The following is a 6326-nucleotide window of genomic DNA, read 5'->3' as shown; positions in this document are numbered from 1 at the left end:
CTAAAATAAAACTAAGATACTTAATCGAGAAATCATTTTAATCTGAAAAATCTGTAGCTAAAAAAACCATTAAGAAATCTGAAGTTTAAAGAAACTTAATTTCTTAATGGTAAAATTCTTTACTTTTTGGCTAACAATACCAAAAATATTTTAGTTTTTATCTTCTAATAAAGGAACGAATCTAAATTCTCCAAACTCATGTTTTTCAAATTGTGTTTCGTTTTTACGAATTAACAACGTCATAATCTGAACGTCTTCTCCTAGCGGAATTACTAACCTTCCTCCTATTTTTAATTGTGCCATTAATGGTTGCGGAATAAATGGCGCTCCGGCAGTTACAATTATACTATCAAATGGTGCATAAGTAGGTAATCCTTTATAACCATCTCCAAAAGAAAGGTGTTTCGGACGAATTCCTAATTTAGGAAATAAAACAGATGTTGTTTTAAACAGTTCATTTTGTCTTTCGACACTAAATACTTTGGCACCCAACATATATAATACTGCAGTTTGATACCCTGACCCAGTACCAATTTCTAATACTTTATGGTCTTTTTTAACTTCTAACAGCTGCGATTGAAACGCAACAGTGTAAGGTTGAGAAATAGTTTGCCCCGCACCAATCGGGAAAGCCTTGTCCTGATAAGCATAATCTTCAAAGCTAGAGTTCAAAAAAAGGTGTCTTGGAATTTTTTTTATCGCTTCCAAAACAGCTTTATCGGTAATTCCCTTTTGTTGTAAAGTGCTTACTAATTGATTCCGAAGTCCTTGATGTTTGGCAGTGTCTTTCAATGTTTATTATTTAATTTTTGGTAAAAATAAGAAAGTAAATAGTAATTCAAATATTGATTCTTAAATATTAAATTACTAAAACTTTAAAGCATTCACTTTCACTTTCAACAAATAAATTATATTTTTGTTAAAAATACATTCTCATGTTAAAAGTAGGAGTTTTAGGTGCTGGTCACTTAGGTAAAATACATTTACGTTTATTACAACAATCTGATAAATATGAATTAGTTGGTTTTTATGACCAAAATCAAGAAAACGCCGAGAAAATTTCCAAAGAATTCGGTTATAAAAATTTCAATACAATTGCCAAGTTAATACACGCTGTAGATGTAATTGATATTGTAACCCCAACATTATCTCATTATAAATGTGCTAAAGTTGCCATAAAATCAGGAAAACATATCTTTATCGAAAAACCTATTTCGAATACTGTTGAAGAAGCTGAAGAAATTATCGCTTTAGCAAAAGAATATAACGTAAAAGGTCAAGTAGGACATGTAGAACGCTTTAATCCAGCATTCATAGCGACAAAAAACATGATTGAAAATCCGATGTTTATAGAAACACATCGTTTGGCCGAATTTAATCCTCGTGGTACAGATGTTCCTGTAGTTTTAGATTTAATGATTCATGATATCGATGCCATTTTAAGCGTCGTAAAATCTAAAGTAAAAAGTATCAATGCTAGTGGAGTTTCAGTTATTAGCGACACTCCAGATATTGCCAATGCCCGAATTGAATTTGAAAACGGTTGTGTTGCCAACTTAACAGCAAGCAGAATTTCGATGAAAAATATGCGTAAAACACGTTTTTTCCAAAGAGATGCTTATATTTCGGTTGACTTTTTAGAAAAGAAGTGTGAGGTTGTTCGTATGAAAGATGCTCCTGAAGTTCCAGGTGATTTTGATATGATTTTGCAAAATGCTGAAGGTGTAAAAAAACAAATCTATTTTACAAATCCAGATGTAGAGCAAAACAACGCAATTCTTGATGAATTAGAATCTTTTGCAAATGCAATCAATACAAATACAGCTCCAGTGGTAACTCTTGAACAAGCAACAGATGCTTTAAGAGTAGCTTACCAAATTATTGACTGTTTTAACAAATAAAATAATCTTAAAAAAGTTAGCCATAAATTCACGAATTAATTTGTGAGTTTGTGGCTAAAATTATAAAATATAGTACTTAAATAATATGAAAACAATTGCTGTAATCGGTGCAGGAACAATGGGTAACGGAATCGCTCATACGTTTGCACAAAGTGGTTTTGTAGTAAAACTAATTGATGTTTCCGAAAAATCGTTGGATAAAGGAATGGCAACTATTGCCGCTAATTTAGACAGAATGCTTGCAAAAGGAAGTATTACTGAAGAAGAAAAAGCTAAAACAATAACTAATATTATTACCTATACCGATATCAAAGATGGTGTTGTAGGTGTTGATTTAGTTGTAGAAGCAGCAACAGAAAACATCGATTTAAAACTGAATATTTTTAAGCAATTAAACGAAGCTTGTTCGCATAATACAATTTTAGCGACCAATACTTCATCTATTTCTATAACACAAATCGGAGCTGTTGTAACTCATCCAGAGCGTGTTATCGGGATGCACTTTATGAATCCGGTGCCAATTATGAAATTGGTAGAAATTATTCGCGGTTATAATACTAGCGATGAAGTTACCAAAATCATCATGGAATTATCTGTAAAACTAGGTAAAACTCCAGTTGAAGTAAACGATTATCCAGGTTTTGTGGCAAATAGAATTTTAATGCCTATGCTAAACGAAGCAATCGAAACGTTATATAATAAAGTAGCAGGTGTCTACGAAATAGATACAGTAATGAAACTAGGAATGGGACACCCGATGGGACCATTGCAACTAGCCGATTTTATTGGTCTTGACGTATGTTTAGCAATCTTAAATGTAATGTACGACGGTTTCAAAAATCCTAAATACGCACCCTGTCCTTTATTGGTAAATATGGTTAGAGCTGGGAAATTAGGAGTGAAATCTGGCGAAGGATTCTATGATTATAGTGAAAGTAAAAAAGCAGAGAAAATCTCAAAGCAATTTATCATTTCATAAAAAACAAAAAGACAATGTCTATTAAAGTAAATCTAAGTACCATAAAAGCTTCTCTACCAGAACATGTAACATTAGTTGCGGTTTCTAAAACCAAACCCGTTACCGATTTAATGGAAGCCTACGAAGCTGGTCAACGCATTTTTGGAGAAAATAAAATCCAGGAAATGGCAGACAAATGGGAAGAAATGCCAAAAGACATCCAATGGCACATGATTGGACATGTACAAACAAATAAAGTAAAATTTATGGCTCCGTTTGTAAGCTTGATTCATGGTGTTGATAGTTTAAAATTATTGCAGGAAATCAATAAACAAGCGTTAAAAAACAACCGAGTTATAGATTGCCTGCTTCAAATGCATATTGCCGAAGAAGAAACAAAATTTGGTCTTGACGAAAAAGAACTCACATCACTCCTAGCCTCAGAAGATTTTCATAATATGAAAAACATTCAAATTTTAGGTTTAATGGGAATGGCAACTTTTACAGAAAATCAAAACCAAATAAAAAAAGAATTCACACATTTAAAGTCTATTTTTGACTCTTTACAAGCTACAAAACCTGTAAACTGTAAACTGAATACTGTTTCGATGGGAATGTCCGGAGATTACCAACTTGCCATAGAATGTGGAAGTACCATGGTTAGAATTGGAAGTAGTATATTTGGAGGGAGATAAATTTCAAAAATCAATATCAATTGCAAAAAACAATACTTAATGGAAAAAATATTCAATTTTGATGATAGGTTAGTTCGTTTTGCAGGAGAATGTATTTTCTTTACAAGGCAATTGGAGAAATTATTTGAAAATGAATATTATAAAAATCAATTAATCAGATCATCCGGAAGCGCTTCCTTAAATTTTGGAGAAGCCCAAGGTACAATTACTGATAAAGATTTTATTTTTAAAGTTTCATTAGTAGCAAAAGAGTTAAAAGAATCAAGAAACTCATTAAAAATTCTGAATTATATTAAAGAAGGTGATAACGATAAAAGAAATAAACTTCTAATTGAAGTAGAACAACTTATTGCAATTTCATCAAAAATGATAATAAATAAAAACAGTCAATAACAATCACAACGACAATAGTAATTTTAAGGATTATTATTGACTTTGATATTGAAATTGATTTTTGAAATTGACATTGATAATGTACGCAATACTAGACATAGAAACAACTGGAGGACAGTTTAATGAAGAAGGAATTACCGAAATTGCCATCTATAAATTTGATGGTCATGAAGTAGTCGACCAATTCATTAGTCTGGTGAACCCGGAAATTCCCATTCAGCCATTTGTTGTAAAACTTACAGGTATTAGTAATGCAATGCTACGTTCAGCACCAAAGTTTTTTGAAGTTGCTAAACGAATTATAGAAATTACTTCCGATTGTGTTATCGTAGCACATAACGCCTCTTTTGATTACAGAATCTTACGCACAGAATTTCGCCGTTTAGGTTATGATTTCGAAGCCAAAACGCTTTGTACAGTCGAACTTGCCAAAAAATTAATTCCAGAACAACCTTCTTATAGCTTAGGAAAACTAGTTCGCGCACTAGGAATTCCAATGGCCGACAGACATCGTGCCAATGGTGATGCAATGGCAACAGTAAAGTTGTTCAAAATGCTTCTGGAAAAAGATACCGAAAAAACAATCATAAAAGACTTCATAAAACTAGAAGTCGAAAAAGGAATTGCGCCAAAGTTATTAGATATTGTAGCGCAAGCACCTACAAAAACAGGTGTATACTACATTCATAACGAAAGCGGAAATTTAATATACATTGGCAAAAGCCGAAACATAAAAAAACGCATCAATCAGCATTTTACAGGAACGAATACCAAAAGCAAAAAAATCCAAGCCGAAGTATTTACAGTAACTTATGATGAAACAGGAAGCGAACTTATTGCGCTTTTAAAAGAAAGCGAAGAAATAAAAGTCAATAAACCCAAATACAATCGTTCGCAGAAAAAAACTATTTTTCCGCTTTCATTATACGCCGAAAAAGACAAAAACGGTTATCTAAACTTAAAACTTCAGAAAACCGACGGACGCAAAAAAGAAATCACCTCTTACGGAAGTTTACAAGAAGGAAAAAACGCTTTGTTTTTCATCACCGATAAATACAAATTGTGCCAAAAACTGACTGGTTTATATCTCACTAAGAAAGAATGTTTTCAATATAAAATAAAAGAATGCGACGGTGCATGTATCGGAGAAATCACTCCCGAAGAATATAATGCAAGAGTTCAAAACTTTATTACCGATTATAGTTTCGAAAACAAAAACATGATTTTAATAGACCGTGGGCGAACTGTAAACGAGCGCAGCGCAGTATTAATAGAAAATGGTGTTTATAAAGGCTATGCTTTTTACGATTTAAACTATCAAATTACCAACATCGAAATCCTGAAAAATATCATAATTCCGATGCAAAACAATCGTGATGCCAAAAGCATAATTCAGAATTACATGAGAAAAAGCAAATCATTAAAAGTAATTCATTTTTAATACATATTAACTTTCAGTATCTTCGCAGATATGTCAAGAATAAAATCCAAATACGACCTTTTTAGGCAAAAAACCCAAATCATCCTTTATGGTACCAATACCGTTTTAGGGCGCTTGTTCGATTTGGTACTTCTAGGACTTATTTTACTAAGCGTATTATTGGTTATGATGGATACCGTAGAAGGAATCAATCAAAGATACCATACACAACTTCTTATTTGCGAATGGATAATCACCGTATTCTTTACCATAGAGTTCATTCTACGTATTATTTCGATACAAAAACCCATAAAATATGTTTTTAGCTTTTATGGAATCATCGATTTAATGGCGATATTACCCATGTATTTATCTATATTTTTTCCTGCTACAAATGTTTTAACAATTGTGAGGGTGCTACGTTTCTTCCGATTGTTTAAGATTTTACATATCCCACAAATCTCACAGCAATCCATACAGCTTCGCGAAGCAATGGAAGCCAGTAAAGAAAAAATCCTTGTATTCATCTATTTTGTAGTTATTAGTGCAGTAATTATTGGCTCATTAATGTACGTAGTCGAAGGCAAAGAAAGCGGCTTTACCAGCATCCCAATGGGTATTTACTGGGCAATTGTAACCCTAACAACCGTAGGTTATGGTGATATCTCGCCAGCATCGCCAATAGGACAATTTTTAGCCTCATTGGTTATGATTATGGGTTACGGAATCATTGCAGTTCCTACCGGAATCGTTACAGCCGAATTTGCCAAAAGCAGCCTGAAAAGCAACTCTATCAGTACAAAAAAGAAATGTCTAAAATGTAATTCCCAAGTTCATTTTGATAATGCAAAATATTGCTATGAATGTGGCGAAACATTACCCGATAATTAATTTATGAAGCCATTTCCAGCTGTGTACTACAACTCCTCCTTACATTCGTAATTTTTTTAAGGCATAAA

At 32.7% G+C, this 6326-nt stretch carries 7 protein-coding genes; 6 read left to right on the top strand and 1 reads right to left on the bottom strand.

What is annotated here, in order from left to right; genetic code table 11:
- Positions 1 to 150: 150 nt before the first annotated feature.
- Positions 151 to 792, bottom strand: coding sequence for a protein-L-isoaspartate(D-aspartate) O-methyltransferase (locus B8T70_RS18380; protein ID WP_035620917.1), 642 nt, complete (start codon positions 790 to 792; stop codon positions 151 to 153).
- Positions 793 to 935: 143 nt separating this feature from the next.
- Here B8T70_RS18380 and B8T70_RS18375 point away from each other — a divergent pair, with 143 nt between their 5' ends.
- The 6 genes from B8T70_RS18375 (at position 936) to B8T70_RS18350 (ending at position 6258) form a co-directional block, all read left to right on the top strand.
- Positions 936 to 1901: a Gfo/Idh/MocA family protein gene (locus B8T70_RS18375; protein ID WP_039120207.1), complete on the top strand. Its 966-nt coding sequence runs from the start codon at positions 936 to 938 to the stop codon at positions 1899 to 1901.
- Between the two features lie 85 nt (positions 1902 to 1986).
- On the top strand, positions 1987 to 2880 hold the full coding sequence (locus tag B8T70_RS18370; protein ID WP_039113062.1) for a 3-hydroxyacyl-CoA dehydrogenase family protein: 894 nt from the start codon (positions 1987 to 1989) through the stop codon (positions 2878 to 2880).
- A gap of 14 nt (positions 2881 to 2894) precedes the next feature.
- Positions 2895 to 3554 (top strand): YggS family pyridoxal phosphate-dependent enzyme, encoded by a 660-nt coding sequence (locus B8T70_RS18365; RefSeq protein WP_086895774.1) that lies wholly within the window; start codon positions 2895 to 2897, stop codon positions 3552 to 3554.
- Positions 3555 to 3593: 39 nt separating this feature from the next.
- Positions 3594 to 3947 (top strand): four helix bundle protein, encoded by a 354-nt coding sequence (locus tag B8T70_RS18360; protein ID WP_086895773.1) that lies wholly within the window; start codon positions 3594 to 3596, stop codon positions 3945 to 3947.
- 79 nt (positions 3948 to 4026) lie between these two features.
- On the top strand, positions 4027 to 5388 hold the full coding sequence (locus B8T70_RS18355; protein WP_086895772.1) for an exonuclease domain-containing protein: 1362 nt from the start codon (positions 4027 to 4029) through the stop codon (positions 5386 to 5388).
- Between the two features lie 30 nt (positions 5389 to 5418).
- A complete protein-coding gene (locus tag B8T70_RS18350) occupies positions 5419 to 6258 on the top strand; it encodes an ion transporter (protein WP_039113066.1) in 840 nt (279 codons plus the stop codon).
- Positions 6259 to 6326: the final 68 nt, after the last annotated feature.

This window comes from Flavobacterium sp. AJR, from assembly GCF_002156885.1.
Lineage (GTDB): Bacteria > Bacteroidota > Bacteroidia > Flavobacteriales > Flavobacteriaceae > Flavobacterium.
The sequence above is the reverse complement of the archived record's forward strand: the minus strand, read 5'-3'. Positions and strand labels throughout refer to the sequence as shown.

Excerpts from the sequence above, each read along its gene's own strand:
- B8T70_RS18375 (WP_039120207.1), top strand. The coding sequence starts at position 936 with ATGTTAAAAGTAGGAGTTTTAGGTGCTGGTCACTTAGGTAAAATACAT.
- B8T70_RS18370 (WP_039113062.1), top strand. The coding sequence starts at position 1,987 with ATGAAAACAATTGCTGTAATCGGTGCAGGAACAATGGGTAACGGAATC.
- B8T70_RS18365 (WP_086895774.1), top strand. The coding sequence starts at position 2,895 with ATGTCTATTAAAGTAAATCTAAGTACCATAAAAGCTTCTCTACCAGAA.
- B8T70_RS18360 (WP_086895773.1), top strand. The coding sequence starts at position 3,594 with ATGGAAAAAATATTCAATTTTGATGATAGGTTAGTTCGTTTTGCAGGA.
- B8T70_RS18355 (WP_086895772.1), top strand. The coding sequence starts at position 4,027 with ATGTACGCAATACTAGACATAGAAACAACTGGAGGACAGTTTAATGAA.
- B8T70_RS18350 (WP_039113066.1), top strand. The coding sequence starts at position 5,419 with ATGTCAAGAATAAAATCCAAATACGACCTTTTTAGGCAAAAAACCCAA.